The organism is Nocardia sp. NPDC050697, from assembly GCF_040654395.1.
Taxonomy (GTDB): Bacteria; Actinomycetota; Actinomycetes; order Mycobacteriales; family Mycobacteriaceae; genus Nocardia.
Window position 1 is genome coordinate 428,131 of sequence record NZ_JBFAHY010000003.1, and the last position, 13,972, is coordinate 442,102.

24 protein-coding genes and 1 pseudogene are annotated in these 13,972 nt (G+C 69.4%); 10 read left to right on the forward strand and 15 right to left on the reverse strand.

What is annotated here, in order from left to right:
- Positions 1-30 precede the first annotated feature (30 nt).
- A pseudogene (locus tag AB0H71_RS13540) lies at positions 31-600 on the reverse strand (aminotransferase class I/II-fold pyridoxal phosphate-dependent enzyme); the annotation flags it as partial.
- A 44-nt stretch (positions 601-644) separates the two neighbouring features.
- On the opposite strand from AB0H71_RS13540, the gene AB0H71_RS13545 reads away from it, so the two are divergent.
- From AB0H71_RS13545 to AB0H71_RS13575, 7 genes are all read left to right on the forward strand, one after another.
- Positions 645-812, forward strand: a complete 168-nt coding sequence (locus AB0H71_RS13545) for a hypothetical protein (protein WP_357019331.1) — start codon at positions 645-647, stop codon at positions 810-812.
- 21 nt (positions 813-833) lie between these two features.
- Positions 834-1,211, forward strand: coding sequence for a hypothetical protein (locus AB0H71_RS13550; RefSeq protein ID WP_357019333.1), 378 nt, complete (start codon positions 834-836; stop codon positions 1,209-1,211).
- 218 nt (positions 1,212-1,429) lie between these two features.
- Positions 1,430-2,590, forward strand: a complete 1,161-nt coding sequence (locus AB0H71_RS13555; RefSeq protein ID WP_357019336.1) for a helix-turn-helix transcriptional regulator — start codon at positions 1,430-1,432, stop codon at positions 2,588-2,590.
- A gap of 196 nt (positions 2,591-2,786) precedes the next feature.
- The gene (locus AB0H71_RS13560) at positions 2,787-2,966 is read left to right on the forward strand and encodes a hypothetical protein (RefSeq protein WP_357019338.1); all 180 of its coding nucleotides are present in this window, start codon (positions 2,787-2,789) and stop codon (positions 2,964-2,966) included.
- Positions 2,963-3,136 carry a hypothetical protein gene (locus tag AB0H71_RS13565; RefSeq protein WP_357019341.1) on the forward strand — a complete coding sequence of 58 codons (174 nt, stop codon included), beginning with the start codon at positions 2,963-2,965 and terminating at the stop codon, positions 3,134-3,136. Before AB0H71_RS13560 ends, AB0H71_RS13565 begins: the two co-directional genes overlap by 4 nt.
- Before the next feature lie 92 nt (positions 3,137-3,228).
- A complete protein-coding gene (locus AB0H71_RS13570; protein WP_357019344.1) occupies positions 3,229-3,828 on the forward strand; it encodes a hypothetical protein in 600 nt (199 codons plus the stop codon).
- Positions 3,825-4,169, forward strand: a complete 345-nt coding sequence (locus tag AB0H71_RS13575; RefSeq protein ID WP_357019347.1) for a hypothetical protein — start codon at positions 3,825-3,827, stop codon at positions 4,167-4,169. Before AB0H71_RS13570 ends, AB0H71_RS13575 begins: the two co-directional genes overlap by 4 nt.
- Before the next feature lie 54 nt (positions 4,170-4,223).
- Here AB0H71_RS13575 and AB0H71_RS13580 read toward each other — a convergent pair whose 3' ends face one another.
- A complete protein-coding gene (locus AB0H71_RS13580; RefSeq protein ID WP_357019349.1) occupies positions 4,224-4,541 on the reverse strand; it encodes a hypothetical protein in 318 nt (105 codons plus the stop codon).
- A gap of 38 nt (positions 4,542-4,579) precedes the next feature.
- Here AB0H71_RS13580 and AB0H71_RS13585 point away from each other — a divergent pair, with 38 nt between their 5' ends.
- The 3 genes from AB0H71_RS13585 to AB0H71_RS13595 are packed head-to-tail and all read left to right on the forward strand — an operon-like array spanning position 4,580 to position 5,671.
- Entirely contained in the window at positions 4,580-4,960 is a 381-nt protein-coding gene (locus tag AB0H71_RS13585; protein WP_357019352.1) for a DUF6221 family protein, read from the forward strand.
- On the forward strand, positions 4,957-5,205 hold the full coding sequence (locus AB0H71_RS13590) for a hypothetical protein (protein WP_357019355.1): 249 nt from the start codon (positions 4,957-4,959) through the stop codon (positions 5,203-5,205). The genes AB0H71_RS13585 and AB0H71_RS13590 overlap by 4 nt, the downstream gene beginning before the upstream one ends.
- Positions 5,206-5,254: 49 nt before the next feature.
- Positions 5,255-5,671 carry a hypothetical protein gene (locus AB0H71_RS13595; RefSeq protein WP_357019359.1) on the forward strand — a complete coding sequence of 139 codons (417 nt, stop codon included), beginning with the start codon at positions 5,255-5,257 and terminating at the stop codon, positions 5,669-5,671.
- Positions 5,672-5,694: 23 nt separating this feature from the next.
- Here the strand turns inward: AB0H71_RS13595 and AB0H71_RS13600 are convergent, their stop codons facing one another.
- The 13 genes from AB0H71_RS13600 to AB0H71_RS13660 form a co-directional block, all read right to left on the reverse strand.
- Positions 5,695-6,951, reverse strand: a complete 1,257-nt coding sequence (locus AB0H71_RS13600; protein ID WP_357019362.1) for a hypothetical protein — start codon at positions 6,949-6,951, stop codon at positions 5,695-5,697.
- A gap of 3 nt (positions 6,952-6,954) precedes the next feature.
- On the reverse strand, positions 6,955-7,392 hold the full coding sequence (locus AB0H71_RS13605) for a hypothetical protein (protein WP_357019365.1): 438 nt from the start codon (positions 7,390-7,392) through the stop codon (positions 6,955-6,957).
- Positions 7,393-7,401: 9 nt separating this feature from the next.
- Positions 7,402-7,803: a hypothetical protein gene (locus AB0H71_RS13610; protein ID WP_357019368.1), complete on the reverse strand. Its 402-nt coding sequence runs from the start codon at positions 7,801-7,803 to the stop codon at positions 7,402-7,404.
- Complete coding sequence (locus tag AB0H71_RS13615; RefSeq protein ID WP_357019371.1) at positions 7,800-8,120, reverse strand: hypothetical protein; 321 nt, start codon at positions 8,118-8,120, stop codon at positions 7,800-7,802. Before AB0H71_RS13615 ends, AB0H71_RS13610 begins: the two co-directional genes overlap by 4 nt.
- Before the next feature lie 9 nt (positions 8,121-8,129).
- Positions 8,130-8,732, reverse strand: a complete 603-nt coding sequence (locus AB0H71_RS13620) for a hypothetical protein (RefSeq protein ID WP_357019373.1) — start codon at positions 8,730-8,732, stop codon at positions 8,130-8,132.
- On the reverse strand, positions 8,733-9,866 hold the full coding sequence (locus AB0H71_RS13625; protein WP_357019376.1) for a hypothetical protein: 1,134 nt from the start codon (positions 9,864-9,866) through the stop codon (positions 8,733-8,735).
- On the reverse strand, positions 9,863-10,621 hold the full coding sequence (locus AB0H71_RS13630; protein WP_357019379.1) for a hypothetical protein: 759 nt from the start codon (positions 10,619-10,621) through the stop codon (positions 9,863-9,865). The genes AB0H71_RS13625 and AB0H71_RS13630 overlap by 4 nt, the downstream gene beginning before the upstream one ends.
- Entirely contained in the window at positions 10,618-10,974 is a 357-nt protein-coding gene (locus tag AB0H71_RS13635) for a hypothetical protein (protein ID WP_357019381.1), read from the reverse strand. The genes AB0H71_RS13630 and AB0H71_RS13635 overlap by 4 nt, the downstream gene beginning before the upstream one ends.
- Positions 10,975-11,356: 382 nt before the next feature.
- Entirely contained in the window at positions 11,357-11,653 is a 297-nt protein-coding gene (locus AB0H71_RS13640) for a hypothetical protein (RefSeq protein WP_357019384.1), read from the reverse strand.
- Entirely contained in the window at positions 11,653-11,898 is a 246-nt protein-coding gene (locus AB0H71_RS13645; protein ID WP_357019387.1) for a hypothetical protein, read from the reverse strand. The genes AB0H71_RS13640 and AB0H71_RS13645 overlap by 1 nt, the downstream gene beginning before the upstream one ends.
- Positions 11,895-12,743: a glycoside hydrolase family 19 protein gene (locus AB0H71_RS13650; protein WP_357019390.1), complete on the reverse strand. Its 849-nt coding sequence runs from the start codon at positions 12,741-12,743 to the stop codon at positions 11,895-11,897. Before AB0H71_RS13650 ends, AB0H71_RS13645 begins: the two co-directional genes overlap by 4 nt.
- Complete coding sequence (locus tag AB0H71_RS13655; protein WP_357019393.1) at positions 12,743-13,465, reverse strand: C39 family peptidase; 723 nt, start codon at positions 13,463-13,465, stop codon at positions 12,743-12,745. Before AB0H71_RS13655 ends, AB0H71_RS13650 begins: the two co-directional genes overlap by 1 nt.
- Positions 13,462-13,971, reverse strand: coding sequence for a hypothetical protein (locus AB0H71_RS13660; protein ID WP_357019395.1), 510 nt, complete (start codon positions 13,969-13,971; stop codon positions 13,462-13,464). The genes AB0H71_RS13655 and AB0H71_RS13660 overlap by 4 nt, the downstream gene beginning before the upstream one ends.
- Position 13,972 lies beyond the last annotated feature (1 nt).

Here is a 13,972-nt window from a genome sequence, read left to right on the forward strand (position 1 = left end):
CTTCGGACAACGGTGCTGAGACAGGGTGTTTCAGCGGTTCAGGAAGGGGCCGAGGCGGGCCAGCGCCTCCTCGATATCGGCGGTCGCGCCGGCGAACGAGAAGCGAACCGTGCGGTGCCCGCGCGCGGTGTCGAAATCGAGGCCGGGCGCCAGCGCCACGCCGGTGTGCGCGAGCACCTCCGCGCACCAGGCCAGCGAATCCCTGGTGTGGTGGCCGACGTCGGCGTAGGCGTAGAAGGCGCCGTCGGCCGGGGCCAGATCGGTGATGCCGATCTTCGGCAGCCCCTCCAGCAGCAGCCGCCGGTTGGTGGCGTAGCGCCGCACGTGGCCGTCGAGCTCGCGCTTGGCCTCCGCGCCGAAGGCGTGCACCGCCGCGTACTGCGAGATGGCGGGCGGGCAGACCGTCATGTTCGAGGCAAGCCGCTGCAGCGCGGGGCGCAGCCCGGCCGGGGCGAGCATCCAGCCGAGCCGCCAGCCGGTCATGGAGAAGTACTTCGAGACCGAGCCGATCACCACCGCCGCCCGCGAGCTCTCCCAGGCCGAGGAGGTGCCGCCGATGCTGTCGGAGTAGGTGATGCCGTGGTAGATCTCGTCCGAGATGTGACGATGAGGGGTATCACCCGCCCCGCCCGTCTGGAGCCCGCATGGAGACCATCACCCTGTCGTTCACCGCCCCACCCGCCGCGGTCCCGACCCTGCGGCACGAGGTGGGGTTGGTGGTGGATCAGCTCGGGCCGGTGCGGGAGTGGCTGGAGAAGCAGGGCGGGCAGGTAGCGGTGACCGGGATGCCCAGCGTGCTTGACATTGCCTAGCGCGCTGGGCATGATGGTGCCATGACGCAGATCAAGGACCTCGCCGACCAGATCGCCACCGACCTCGACATCGACCGCGACGCCGCGCTCACCATCGCGACGACTTACGCGGCCCAGTGCGGCTACGACGTGCCCGAGGGTGGACAGGCGCCCGACGTGGAGGTCTCCAACGAGGACGCCGAGTTCATCGCCGAGGCCGCCCGCCGGGGCGCCGAGACCTACACCCCGGCCGTGCTGGACGAGATCGCCGACGCTGCCCGCGCCATCGACCAGGCGGTCACCGACCGGGACGCGCTCATCCGCCGCGCCATCGACGACGGGGTGTCGGTCATCAAGATCGGGGAGGCGGCGGGACTGCACCGCAACCGCATCTACCAGATCCGCGACGGCGTGCGCTGAGCCCGAGTAGTCCACTACCTGTCAAGGATCGGCCCGGATCTTTACACGTCCGGGCGACATGCCAAGAAGCTTGCAACCAACGCAGCGAAGAGGGCCGACCCGTACACCCGGACCGGCCCTCTCCCTGCGCGACGAGTGTGGGAGCCGCGACCCCGCGAGTCTACCCACCCCGCGTCAAACCCTGCCCCCAAACCCCGACCAGTCGTAGCGTGGAGAACATGAGTGTGGAACTCGGCAACCGCCTGCAATCGATCCGTAAGCGAAGCGGACTCAGCCAAAAGGAACTCGCCACCGAATCCGGCGTGTCCATTTCCCTGATCCGCAAAATCGAACAAGGAGAAAGGACCGACGTCAGATTGGAGACCTTGCGCAAGCTCGCAGTCGGATTGCGCGTGCGAACCTCCGACCTCCAAACCCGCGACGACACCGAGAACGCGGACCCCGACACCCGGGAACTGTGGGAGCCCACCCGGCGGGCGCTCGTCGGCCAGATCGAAGGCCCCGAGATTCCCGCGTCCCCCGCCGAGGTGGAGGCCCGCCTGCGCAGCCTGCGCCCCATGCTGGGGGAGAACCGGTACACCGACGTCGCCGCGGTCCTGCCCGGCCTCATCCGCGACGGGGACTCCCTCGAGGACGGGCGGGCGCTACGGTCCCGCATCCTCAACCTTGCCGGGTGGATGCTCACCCAAACCCGCCAGTTCGAGGACGCGGAGGCAGCGCTCGCTCGAGCGGTCGACTCCGCCGACGACCGCAACGACGCCGCCGCCGCCGTGGACACCCTGCTCTGGACGCTGCTGCGGCAGGGCCGCCTCGACGAGGCCCGCAGCCTGGCGATCCGGTGGGCCGACGACGTGGAGCCCCGCATCTCCCGCGCCACCCACCGTGAGCTGTCCATCTGGGCCCGCCTGTACACCAGGGTCGCCAACGCCGCCGTCCGCGACAACCAGCCCGGCGAAGCGCAGGACGCCCTGTCCTTCGCTCGCGCCGCCGCCCAGCTCGTCGGCCGGGAGGTCTACGCCGACCGCTCCACCATGAAGACCTTCGGGCCTATCTCCGTGGCGCACATCTGCGCGGAGAGCCACGCCATCGCCGAGCGCCCGGACAAGGTGCTGGCGATCGCGGAGTCCACCCCGGCGGCCGCGCTGGAGCCCACGGCAGCCAACCGGCTACGGCACCGGCTGGACGTTGCGAGCGCCCACACCCAACTCGGGCAGCTGCCGGAGGCGATCGGGGTGATACAGGAGGTGCGGGTGCTGGCGCCGGAGTGGCTTCCGCAGCAGCGGTACGCCCGCGACATTCTCTCCACGGTGATCTGCAAACGGCGGACGTTGACCGAGGAAATGCGGGAGCTGGCGGATTTCGTGATGCTCGAATACTGACTGGTCCGAATTACATGCGTGGCACTTCCGGTAGCAGGACACCGGAAGTGCCATTCCATTTCCAGACCGTTGGGTGCGAATGTGAATTCAGCATCCGGCGCCACGCCCCCGTGGAGGCCACCATTCGTAGCCATGCGATTCGGTTTCCCAGGGCGCCGGGTGCTACCCCACACCCGACTCGGCAGGGGGACTGCCCATGTCCTGCAACCACATCAAGCCCCACTACCGGCTGACCAGCGTCCTCGCCCACCGGCTCATGCAGCAGTACATCGACTGCGACGCACGCGAATGCCCCGCCAAGGGGGCCGCGTTCCGGTGGCTGTGCAGCAACGGTGAGGTCCAGCCCGACGACCGCAGCCAGGCGTACGCCCGATGACCGTGAGCCTGGAGCTCCGGCGTCGCCGAGCCGAGTGGGCCGACACCCCCGCCCGCCTGGCCGTCGCGTCCAGGGACGGTGACCTCCAGGGGGTGGTGCACTCCGGTGAGGACTGCGGGGTGTACGCCATCGCCGCGGCGAAGCTCGAGGAGCTGGACGCTGGGTGTTGAGGTCTTGAATCCCCTTGTGAGCTGGTAAAATAGGTGTGGCCGAGGCGCTTGGAACACCCCGGCCACCGACCGAATCGCGAGAGGATTCAGCCATGACAGATTCTACCGAGGCATCCGCCTGCCAGCCGACAGCCCTGGCGACCGGGGATCAGGTGACCTCAATCCCCCAGCTCCAAGCCCTTCCCACGCGCACGGTTCTGCGCGACCACATGGGCTGGATATCGGTGCTCACCGACGACATACTCATCGACGCCCGCGGTGCGTACATGGCGGGCAACCTGCCCGGCGTCCGCGTCGTCTGGAGCAACCACCTGCCGCTCACCGTCCATCACCTGCCCGGCGAGCCCGACCGCGCGCTGATCGAACTCGCGGCACAGCACGCCGGGTATGACGCATTCCTGCGCGAGCAGTTCCCGGACGTCGCCTGGCCTCCCGCCAGTGACAGCGAGGCAGCATCGCGCGGCCCGGCCGCCGCTGAGGTTGCCCGCCTGGCCGACCTGCTCGGGGAGTCCCTGTTCGACCGGGGCCGCGAAGTCCAGCACTGGCCCGAGGACGAGCGGGAGTTCTTCCGCAATGGGGACTGGGTGGACTTCGAGGACCGGGCGGAGAAGCTGGCCCGGTTGCGGGTGGAGAAGGCCGCCCGCCACGTGATCGCCGCCGGGTGGACTCTCTCCGAGGAGGTGCGGGCATGATCCACTTCGTGAGCGGCGGCCGCCAGTTCGGCAAGACGACAGCCATGATCCGCGAGGCGGCCGAGCTGGACGCCTACATCGTCGTGCCCGATCGCCAACAGGCTCAGCTCGTCGCGGATACGGCCAGGCGACTGGGGGTGGACATTCCGTTCCCGATCACGTGGCGAGAGTTCGCCTCCGGGGCCTACCACGGCCGCGGTATCAAGAGGTTTGTCATCGACAGCCTCGACCAGTGCATCCAGAGCATGACCTCGGTGCCGATCGTCGCCGCCTCCCTGCCTGCCGTGGATGTGATGTCGTCGCCGTCGGCAGGCAGCTCCTCCTCACGGCCCGTCGCCTGACCCCGGACACACGAAAGCGCCCCCTCCGCCACGAAGGCTGAGGGGGCGCAAGGGTCAAGCAGGGTCGTCGGTGCGTGGCCGCAGGATCCAGTGCTCGCCGTCCCGGTCGAACGGCACCAACTGCTGCCGCATCTCCAACGGTGGCCGTCCGTCGGCGTAGGGGACGGTGTAGTCCACCAGCCCCATCCACTCCCCCGTCACCGCCGGGATGCGCCGGAACAGCACCCCCGGCACGACACCGGAGAACTCGACCCCAGCGCCGTTGGGGTGGCGGGGCATGTCCGGGAAGCGGGGGAACAGGTGGTCGAGGTTCACCCAGACCGGGGTGGGTGGGTCGGAGACCGCTGGGTACTGGATGCCATCGCGGGTCACGACCGCACCGTAGCGCGAGAGCTGGGAGAATGGGGACCATGGACATCGCTGAGTTCATCGAGGCACGGATCGCCGAGGAGGAGCAGCGCGCTCAGGCTCTCGGCGGGGGCGAGTGGCACGCCATCGACCTCTGCGAGGAAGGGATCGCCATCCTCGACGGGCCCGACGATGGCGATCCCAACGCCGGATTCAGCTACCACCCGCCGCGGAACGGGCACACCGCGCAGATCACCGCGAACTCCCCGCCCGCGACCCTGCTCCGGTGCGCGGGGCTGCGGAAGGTGGTCGAGCGCGCGGGCGACATCGGCCACGAGTGCGGCGACCCGTCCGCGTCCGAGGCATACGAGCTGATGATCCTGGTTCCGGTCGCCACGATCTGGTCCAGTCACCCCAGCTTCCGATCGGAGTGGGTCGAATGAGCGAGGAGATCGGCAGCAGCGGCTACACCCGCTCGGGAGAGGGCGGCGGCTGGCCTACTATCTCCATCCCCTTCGAGTGGAGCTACAGCGACGAGACCGGCGACTGGTCCGGGCCAATCTCCGACGGGGTGATCGTCGGTGGCCGCCACGATGGCGAACGGATCGCTCCACCTCGGCCGCCAGCGCCGTTCGTGATCGATCCCGGCTCCGTGCGCGTCGAACTCCACCGTCGATCGATCGACTGACCCGGCAATCCGGCTCGAGCCCCGCCCCTTGCCTGTACCGTCCCCTCCCATGACCAGGGGAAGATGGACAGCTCTCGCCGTCCTCGCAGGGGCGGCCCTACTGCTCACAGGATGCGCCGGCAGCGACAGCGCAAGCCCGGCCACCACGACCGTCGGGCCCGCTGGAACGTCCACTACGTTGGGCACGACCGCATACGTCTCCGAGCCGCCGGACAAGGACGTCCTGATCGAAAAAGCCCAGAACGTGGTCCGCAACCACGTGCTGTCCAAGCGTGGCCAGGTGAACGGCTTCAAGGACATCCGATTCCCCAGCGACCTACAGGTGGTCATGCTGACCGACCTGTACATGCCCGAATCCGGGAACGTGCAACTGTGGTTCCAGGTGGGTTTCGCTCAGGTCAACGAGAAGGTCTACCCCTTCGGTGGAGCGCAGGTCTCGATAAGCCCTGAAGGGCCGTGGCATTGACCGCCGCCACTGGGTAGCGCAGGTCAGGTCACGATGCGGCACCACCCGGTAGCGTCCTGCAGGAACACGTTCGAGCCCGACGCCACCGCGCGCACCGTGATGAGCGCACCGTTGGCGAGGTTGATGACGCCGGTCTCCAGCGTGAATTGCTGCCACGTGTTGTTCGTGGCGAGGCTTGTCGCGGTCCCCGCTGCGGCTTGGACGCCGTCGATGTAGATGAACACCTGCGCCGACCGGGAGCTGATGGTCCTTCGCTGGATCCAGACGTTCAGGCCGACCTTCACGCCCGTCCGTGCCCCACTGACTACCAGCGCATTCCCGGAGAGCGTCGACCCCGCTTCGGCCGTCCAGCCCGCGACCTCCGCCGTGAGGTTCGGGACGGTGGCCTCGCCGTTCTTGACCATGCCGCCCGGTCCGCTGGAGAACACGGTCGGCGTGGGGGTAGTCGCGCTGCCAATCGCAGGCACCGCGGCGACGATGCCGGTAGCCGAGACGGCGGGAGCAGGGGTCACGACGGACGCCGTGGTCATCACGGTCGACACCACCCCGCCAGCCGAGGGGGCCGGAGCGATCGCCTGCGCAGTCGCGGTCACGACCGGCACGACCACCGCGGTCCCCACGGCCGGAGGAGGCGCCGCCGCCGACCCCGCTGCTGCTGCGGACTGCACCGTGGACGCGGCGAAGACGGTCGGCGCGCTCGCGCCGGAGCTGGACGCTGCCGCTGTGGCCGTTACGCCGATGGCGTAGGCGGGGTTCGGCGCCATCGCGGCGCCCGTCGCGGCCACAGTGACGAGGAGCGCGTCCGCGCCCAGCGTCGGTGCGGGAGCGACAGCCGTCGCCACAGCGGGTGGGCTGCTGATACCGATCGTCGGCACCAGCACGACCGCAGACCCCGTAGCGGGCGGGACGTTGATCTCCTCAGTCTGCCGATACGTCGGCGCCGGGGCGGTGACGGTGGCGACCGCCTTCACCGCAGCGGCGACCTTTGGCAGGTCCGGCCGCACGACACTCGCTGTGGCGCGGGCGCGCACCGAGGTCACCGAGACGTGCGCCGACACCACCGGAGTGACGGCAGCAGCCTGGGCGGTCGCCGGGACGGCCGCGAAGCCCGGCGTCACTGCGGGGGCGAGCGCGACCGCCGACGCGGCGGCCGCCACCACTCCCACGACACCGAGCGTCAGGTCTGACCACACCAGCTTCTCGCCCAGGTAGGCGCGTGCGATGCGCTCCTCGCCGAGGTAGAGGCGGGCAACCCGCTCACCGCGGGAGAAGAGGGCCATGGGCTAGGCGGCAGAAAGATTCACAATGCCCGTTGCGTCCCACACTATAGAGAACGTTCCGGCCGTGGTGGACACGTTCGCGCCGAAGTCCACGAACGCGATCAGCGGGCGGGTCGCATCCGAGCCCGGGGTGGCATCATAGATCACCGCGTAACGGGCGGTGATCGTCGAGTTCGCCCACGAGGTGTCCGCCGCGTCGAGGGTGACGGTGTTGGTGCCCGAGGTGTACGCGAACGTCGGCGAGGTGAGCGTGGCGCCGCCCGCGGTGTAGCCGGTGCCCGTGACTTCGTTGGTCACGTCCGACTTGTACCGGTGGGTGTCCTGGTTCGGGGTGTACGAGCTGGTGCACAGCATCACCTTGATGGTGTCGCTGTCCCAGTCGATCTCCTTGTTGAACGCGGACTGCAGGGCGAGCCCGTAGAGGTTGGCGGTGACGGCCATGGGTGGCTCCTATTCGGGGACGACGTAGAGGGTTTCGGGGTCGATGGAGGGCAGCGCCTCGTACTCGGCGAGGGTGTGGCGCTTGGCGATGGCGACCCCGCCGCCGTTACGCACGGCGCCGATCTCCTCCGCCGGTGCTACCGGGAGTGCCGCGGCGATCAGCGGAGAGAGACGGATCGAGGTCGGCCAGTCGGGGATCTCGATGTGGTAGGTCTTCAGCCCCACGGACACGTCGGCCGGTCCGGGCTGCAGATCGGGAGTGGTCAGCACTCCGCCGTGCGCCTTGAGCCGGATCGTGCGAGTCGTCACCATTCCCGTGCCGGAGTCCCGGAGGGCGGGGACGGCGAAGATGAACGACGTGGTGTCGTCGGCGCCGGCGATGTCTTCGACGGCTTCGCTGATGACGGTCACTTCGCCACCTCGTATCCGCCGAGGTGCTGAAGCGACAGCCAGCGCACGCCGTCCTCGTAGGCCTCGTCGCCGGGGACGTAGTCGTCGCGGAGCGTGAACGACCCGACCCTCCGCGACAGCGTCACCTCCGCGCACGTTCCGAACTCCGTCGCCGGGTACGCCCGGATTTCCGCCGAGGCCTTGTACATGCGAGGGGTGATCGCCAGCACCACGTGGTCATGGCTGCGGCCGTCCACCACGACCGGGGGGTCGAGGCGGTAGTGCCGGGTTCGGCCGATGAAGCTGCTCGCTTCGCCGAGGTCATGGGCAATGGGCATGTCTTCTCCTCACACCTCGGGAGCGATGTACTCGATGACGGTCACGACCCCTGCGGCTCCGGCCGCTCCGGCACCGCCACCTCCGCAGGGGAACCCCCCTGCCTGGCCTGCGTTGCCGCCGCCGCCGGACTGGCACCACTGCCAGAAGGGCGGGTTGCTCACCCCGGCGGCCACGCGACCGGAGCGCCCGCCTGTAGAGCCGGACCCTGCCCCTCCGCCTCCGCCCGCGAGTTGCCGGATGACGCCGGAGCTGACCGACTCCCCCGGTTGGCCTGCGGCTCCGCCGTTGCCGCCGCGCATTCCCGCGACCACGGACCCGGCTCCGCCGTTGCTGCCGCCCTTGCCGCCGGGCGCGACGATGTCCCCGAAGGCCGAGGCGGCGCCATCGCCCCCTGACGTCCCGCCCGCGCCGACAACCACCGCGACCGTGGCGTCCAGGTCGGCGGCGTCGATGCGTCGGATGAGCACCGCCGCCCCGCCTCCGCCGCCGACGCTGGCGCTCCCGGCCCCCCCGGCGCTGCGTATGAGCACGTCGATGCGGCGGCAGCGGGCGGGCTTGGTCCACGTCGCCGAGCCGGTGTAGACGCGGAAGTTCGTGGTGGCGTTCGCCACTCAGGTAAACCTCTCCACGATGAAGGCGATGCCGTTGGCGCCGTGGCCGCCGTTGGTCGATGCGCCGCTGCCGCCGTACCCGCCACCGCCGCCACCGGCTGGCTTGGCGCCGTTGCCCGCGCGGGCATTGCCGCTGTTCGCGCCGGCTCCTCCGCCGCCGCCGGTGGTAACGAGGGTCGACGGGACAGTTCCTGCGGCACCCGGGGTTGATCCGCCCGGGGAGATGCCACCGCCGCCGCCGAGCATCGCCGACCAGATCGGCGTCCCGCCACCACCGCCCCCGCCGCCCCCGCCCGCGATCTTTTCCGTCGAGGAGGAATTGCCGCCGTTGGTCGCGGAGATGCCCCCGTTGCCCGCGGCGCCCCGCCCGCCCGCGCCACCGGCGATGACGCCGACGCCGCCGATGCCGCCGGGGGAGCCGGCGTTGGTGGCCAGCACGGCACCGCCGTTGCCGCCGATCGCCGACAGCATCGACTCCCCTGACCCGAAGTCGGTGTTGCCACCACCCTGGCCGGGACTGCCCGACCCCGTGCCGCCCGTGCCGCCCGTCCCGATCTCGATAGGGATCGGCAGGAAGTTGCCGGAGCCGTCCACGGGCAGGAGCGCGGCCGGGATGGAGTCGTGCACCTCGCCCCCGCCGCCACCGCCACCACCGCCGGAGCGCGAGTCCGCCAGCACGTCCCAGCGGCCCGCGGCCCCGCCCGCTCCTGCTGCGATGAGGATGATGTCGACCGACAGCACGCCCGGGGTGGGAATGTAGGTATCGCCGTCGATGAACACGATGGCGTTCCCCTGCAGGACGAGCTGGTAGAACTGCTCCTCCACGTCAGCGAGGCGCTGGCTGTGATCGGTGATCGTCGGCAACTGCGCGACATAGGAGTCGTTGACAGTGCCGTTGATGGCGTCCAGCACCGAAGCGAAGCCGCCGAGGATGGCCGCAATACCAGCGCCGATGAACGAGACGACCATGGCGATCAGTCCGCCGCCGAGCCCCGAGAACTGGTTGCTGCTGAAGTCGTTCTGCAGCGTCGTCTTGACGTTGCCCTCGGTGTGGCTGGACTTGGCGGGTATCGAGCCGTCGCCGGTGACACCCCACTGGCCTGGCTGCAGCCCACCGGGATTCGGGGTGGTCATCGCCGAGTGAACGCCTGCAGGTCGATGAGCAGCTGCGCGCGGTCGAAGCCGGGCGGACTGGCGGGTGCGGTCATGAACTCCTCGCTGAAGTAGACGAGAACCTCGTCGCAGTACCGGCGGTAGAACATGGGCGACATCTCCTGCACCCGCCCCCAGGCGAGGGCGAGGAAGTTCCCGTTCTCGGCGCGGCCGACGACGGGCACGTAGTGGCATCCGACGACCGCCGGGAGCCCTTGCCGGGACTCCCACGCCCGCCCGGCGGCGAGGTCGTCGAGGGCGTGACCGGGGAGGCGCAGGCCGACGCCGACGGAGCCGAAGATGAACGCTGCCGCGGCGAGCTGGTCGGGGTCGCCGATGGTGAGGGTGGCGTACGCCCCGACCCGGTGCCGGCGGCCGGTGTTGTCGAGGACCCCGATGCGGCGCCGGTAGGAGGCGGCGACCTGGAGGTCCGAGCCGACGTCCGTGCGCGGGTCAGCGGGGTCGTAGCCCACAGCAGCGGTGTAGTCCGACAGCACCGATCCCGCCGAGAACCCGACCTCGGCACCGGCCTCCCGGCTGGCGAGAGTGACCTCGTAGGCGAACCCGGCCCACACCCCGCAGGCGGTCTCGTCGGCGCCGAGCATCGGCAGGTCCGGGAGCTCGGGGACGAACGCAGCCGGGATCAGCGGGCTGACCGCGGGCACGTTCAGGTACGTCGACAAGCGCAAGTGGACCGAGTTGATCCGCGCTGGCAGCTTGCCGAGGCGCAGGGTCACGAACCCTCGCACCCCAGGTCGATGCCGGTCTGGCGCAGCCGGGCGTAGGCCTGGACCTGCTCGGCCTTCTGCTCCTCGGTGTACGCCGGGTTCGACAGAGTGCGCGGCTCGAACTGCAGGAAGAGCGCGACCATGGCGCAGGTCGCGATCTTGTTCCGGTCGGTCTGCACCTGTTGCTCGGACTGCAGGGTATTGATCTGGTCCTGGTTGCTGTCGATTCGGAACAGGCCCAGCCCGATCAGCGCGATGCCCACCAGGGCGAGCACGAACGCGACCAGCGCGGTGTTCGCGGCGAACTTCGCCCGTCGGATCGCCGCCTCGTTGATCGAGATCTTCTCGGTGAGTTCCTGCACGGCACGCTCCGTACTCTCGAGAGTCGCAGCGAGTTCGCTTGCACGGTCCGGCATCTACTACACCTCCTCCTGCGGCTGTCGTATCTCCGCCTCGAGCTCGGTCAAGTACTCCTTGAAGATCCCCAGTGAGACGCGAAGCTGGGTCTCCACTTCGCGCACTTCTTTGAAAACGTGTTCCGGGTCAGTGCCCTCCGGCGCACGTCCGCGACGCCACCTCACAGCCACCCTTGCCCTCTCCGCCTCCGCGGCTCGTCCCGCTGCCGAGCCGTCTCCGCTTCCAGCTCGTCGAGCACGTCGGAAAACCTGTTCAGATGAGCCTCGAATACGTCGAGTGCTTTGCGGGTCTGCGCCAGCAGGGCGCCCACATCACGTCTCTCCGTCATCAGCGATCGCCCCGATCCCGATGCCTGAGCATGTCCGTTACCTCTCTCATGGCTTCTGTCGCCCGAACCAGAACGCCGGAGAATTCACTGGAGATGAGCTTGTTCTGCCCGAGCAACTCGGCTTCGAGCCGGTCGCCGCGGGCGCGCTCCGCGTCGTTCATTTGCGACATGCGCTTCCACATGACCGCGACCGCCGTGAGCGCAACCAGCGCGATGATCCCCACCGCCCCGTACTGGACGAGGGTGCCGCTGACCGGCTCCATCGGCTGTGCCTGCGAGAGCAGGAACAGGAGCACTAGTCACGCCCGCTGCCCAGATCGGGGAAGCCGTTGTCGACCATCCCGATCCAGGGCTCGACCTTCTGGAAGAAGACCCAGATCGGGGTGATGACGAGCGCGCCGGTGGTCGCCCACTGCCCGACCGACGCCAGCATCCCGGTGGCGAAGGTGTCAGCCGCGACACCCAGCAGGCCGACGATGCCGCCGAGGAGGGCGACGAGGAACTTGGCGATCTGGGACGGCTTGTAGCGCAGCGGATTCACTTCTTCGCTCCTTCGATTTCGGCGAGCAGCGCGCGGGCGCTCTCGTCCACCGGGTCGGTCTTGGCGGCCTCGCGCCGCACGAGGTCGATCGCCCACTGGGCGCCGTTGCGGGCCTCGCGTTCGACGTGCTCCTCGTGGATGCGAGCGTCGATATTCAGGAGGAACCCGACCGCGGTGTCGACCAAGACCTCCTCGCCGTTCGGGCCGTAGCTGCGGTACTTCGAGCGGGACGGGAACTTCTTGGTCAGCTCGTCATCGGCTGCGGACATGCCATCTCCTTCGGTCGGCAGCAGCGCCTCGCCCAATGCGAGGCAGATGTTCCAGCGGCGGCGCCGGTCATCGAGACCGTTGAGGCCGCCGTTGATGGCGCGGGTCGCGCCTTCCAGGTCGCGGCGGTCGGCGAAGTTGTTCATCGGCCGGGCGGCGGTCCAGTACCAGACGGCGCCGATGAACCCGTAGGTGAGATCCGCGGCGGTGTCGGGGTCGTCGACGAAGAACGTCGGCGTCGGCACCAGGCCGCGCTCGAACGCCCACTGCGAGCACGCCCGGTAGTTGTTCTTCCCGGTCATCTGGATGGGGCCGCGGCCGCGGTACCGGTAGCCCTCGCCCGGGCCGTTGCCCATGCGCCCGTCGTAGGTGCGCTGGTCGGGGGTCGGGTCCCAGAGTTCGACCATGAATTTGAGCCCGACCGACTCGTGCCCGAGTTGGGCGCACCACATCGCTGCACGCTCGACCGTCGTGCACCCGGCCGCGACCATCGCCGCATTGAAGGCCGGGGCCAGCAGGGCGTACTGCGACAGCGGCAGCGTCTGGCCCATCGCGCGGGCCAGCGTCCCGGCGTCCATCAGCCGCGGCCTTCGACGGAGCGGCCGTGCACGAGAGCGTCGATGTTCAGCAGGAGCCCGGCGAAGGTATCGACCGGCTCGTCATTCGCCCGGTACTTCGAGCGGGACGGGAACTTCTTGGTCAGCTCGAGGTCGGCGGGCCGCTGCTTCTTCGCGGTGGGGTTGGCCGAGTACCCCTTCGGCGGGATGAGGGTGGCGAGCTGATCGAACGCCATCCAGTACCCGAACGGCCGGAACCCGGAGTCCGCGATCCACACCGCCCGCGCCTCGGGGTTGTCGTCGTAGCCCATGACCGTGAAGTAGTGGAAGACCCGGCCTCCGCCGTAGGCCGGGCTGGTGCTGCCCTTCACCCCGCGCGGGTAGTTCGACGGCGGGGCGTCGATGTTCGCGACCACCCCGAACCCACTGTCGATGGAGCGCACGATGTCGCCCCACAGTAGGTCCACCTGCTCGCGGGTCGGTGGGTCGTTCGGCATCGAGCGGGTGACGTAGCCGGGCAGGTACCGATTCAGGACCGTGGTAATCTGCCCCACCCAGTCGGTGCCGTCCTGGTCGTCCCAGCCGCGGTTGCCTTCCAGCTCCTCGAGCTCGCCCATCAGCTCGCGCTCGGACTTGATGATGCCGTGGGAGTTGAGCGCCACCTGGCAGCTGGCAGGCCCGCACCACCAGTAGGTCTCCTGCGGGACGATGCTGCGGTCGTAGGGCAGAACCTGCTCGGTCATGCGCCCTCCTCCATCTGCTTCTTGAGCTCGGCGAGCCGGTCGAACGCGGCGGGCATCTGTTGCCGGTACGTCGCCTGTGCAGCCGCCCGCTCGTCGGGCGTCATGTTCTCGATCCGCCCTGCCAACTTCGGGTTCAGCACGCCGAGCAGGGACTCCGCGGTGCCCCGCCACTTCTCGGCTTCGGCCTCCGGGTCGGAGTGGGCCGCCTTCCACTGGGCGTGGCCCGCTCGGTCCACCACGTTCGGAACGTTGAGCCAGCCGCCTTCCGGGTGGTCACCAGGGGTGAACCACTTCGTCTGCAACTCGGGGTTGTGCCGGAACCCCAGGTCCCACAGCAGTTGCGAGAGCAGCGGGCGCACGGCGGGTTGAATCGGCACCTCGCCCATCTGGGGATTCGGCGACGGGAAGAACATCAGCGCCCAGGCGAGATGCTGGCGCGGATCGGCCATGTCGGCATCGTCCTGCTGCAGCTGGGCTGAGGCCCCCATCAGCTCGCGAACGTCCACG

Coding starts and splice junctions, on each gene's coding strand:
- AB0H71_RS13545 (WP_357019331.1), top strand. CDS start 645: ATGGAGACCATCACCCTGTCGTTCACCGCCCCACCCGCCGCGGTCCCG.
- AB0H71_RS13605 (WP_357019365.1), bottom strand. CDS start 7,392: ATGGCCGTCACCGCCAACCTCTACGGGCTCGCCCTGCAGTCCGCGTTC.
- AB0H71_RS13575 (WP_357019347.1), top strand. CDS start 3,825: ATGATCCACTTCGTGAGCGGCGGCCGCCAGTTCGGCAAGACGACAGCC.
- AB0H71_RS13615 (WP_357019371.1), bottom strand. CDS start 8,120: ATGCCCATTGCCCATGACCTCGGCGAAGCGAGCAGCTTCATCGGCCGA.
- AB0H71_RS13565 (WP_357019341.1), top strand. CDS start 2,963: ATGACCGTGAGCCTGGAGCTCCGGCGTCGCCGAGCCGAGTGGGCCGAC.
- AB0H71_RS13600 (WP_357019362.1), bottom strand. CDS start 6,951: ATGGCCCTCTTCTCCCGCGGTGAGCGGGTTGCCCGCCTCTACCTCGGC.
- AB0H71_RS13590 (WP_357019355.1), top strand. CDS start 4,957: ATGAGCGAGGAGATCGGCAGCAGCGGCTACACCCGCTCGGGAGAGGGC.
- AB0H71_RS13550 (WP_357019333.1), top strand. CDS start 834: ATGACGCAGATCAAGGACCTCGCCGACCAGATCGCCACCGACCTCGAC.
- AB0H71_RS13625 (WP_357019376.1), bottom strand. CDS start 9,866: ATGACCACCCCGAATCCCGGTGGGCTGCAGCCAGGCCAGTGGGGTGTC.
- AB0H71_RS13570 (WP_357019344.1), top strand. CDS start 3,229: ATGACAGATTCTACCGAGGCATCCGCCTGCCAGCCGACAGCCCTGGCG.
- AB0H71_RS13595 (WP_357019359.1), top strand. CDS start 5,255: ATGACCAGGGGAAGATGGACAGCTCTCGCCGTCCTCGCAGGGGCGGCC.
- AB0H71_RS13585 (WP_357019352.1), top strand. CDS start 4,580: ATGGACATCGCTGAGTTCATCGAGGCACGGATCGCCGAGGAGGAGCAG.
- AB0H71_RS13555 (WP_357019336.1), top strand. CDS start 1,430: ATGAGTGTGGAACTCGGCAACCGCCTGCAATCGATCCGTAAGCGAAGC.
- AB0H71_RS13650 (WP_357019390.1), bottom strand. CDS start 12,743: ATGGACGCCGGGACGCTGGCCCGCGCGATGGGCCAGACGCTGCCGCTG.
- AB0H71_RS13655 (WP_357019393.1), bottom strand. CDS start 13,465: ATGACCGAGCAGGTTCTGCCCTACGACCGCAGCATCGTCCCGCAGGAG.
- AB0H71_RS13560 (WP_357019338.1), top strand. CDS start 2,787: ATGTCCTGCAACCACATCAAGCCCCACTACCGGCTGACCAGCGTCCTC.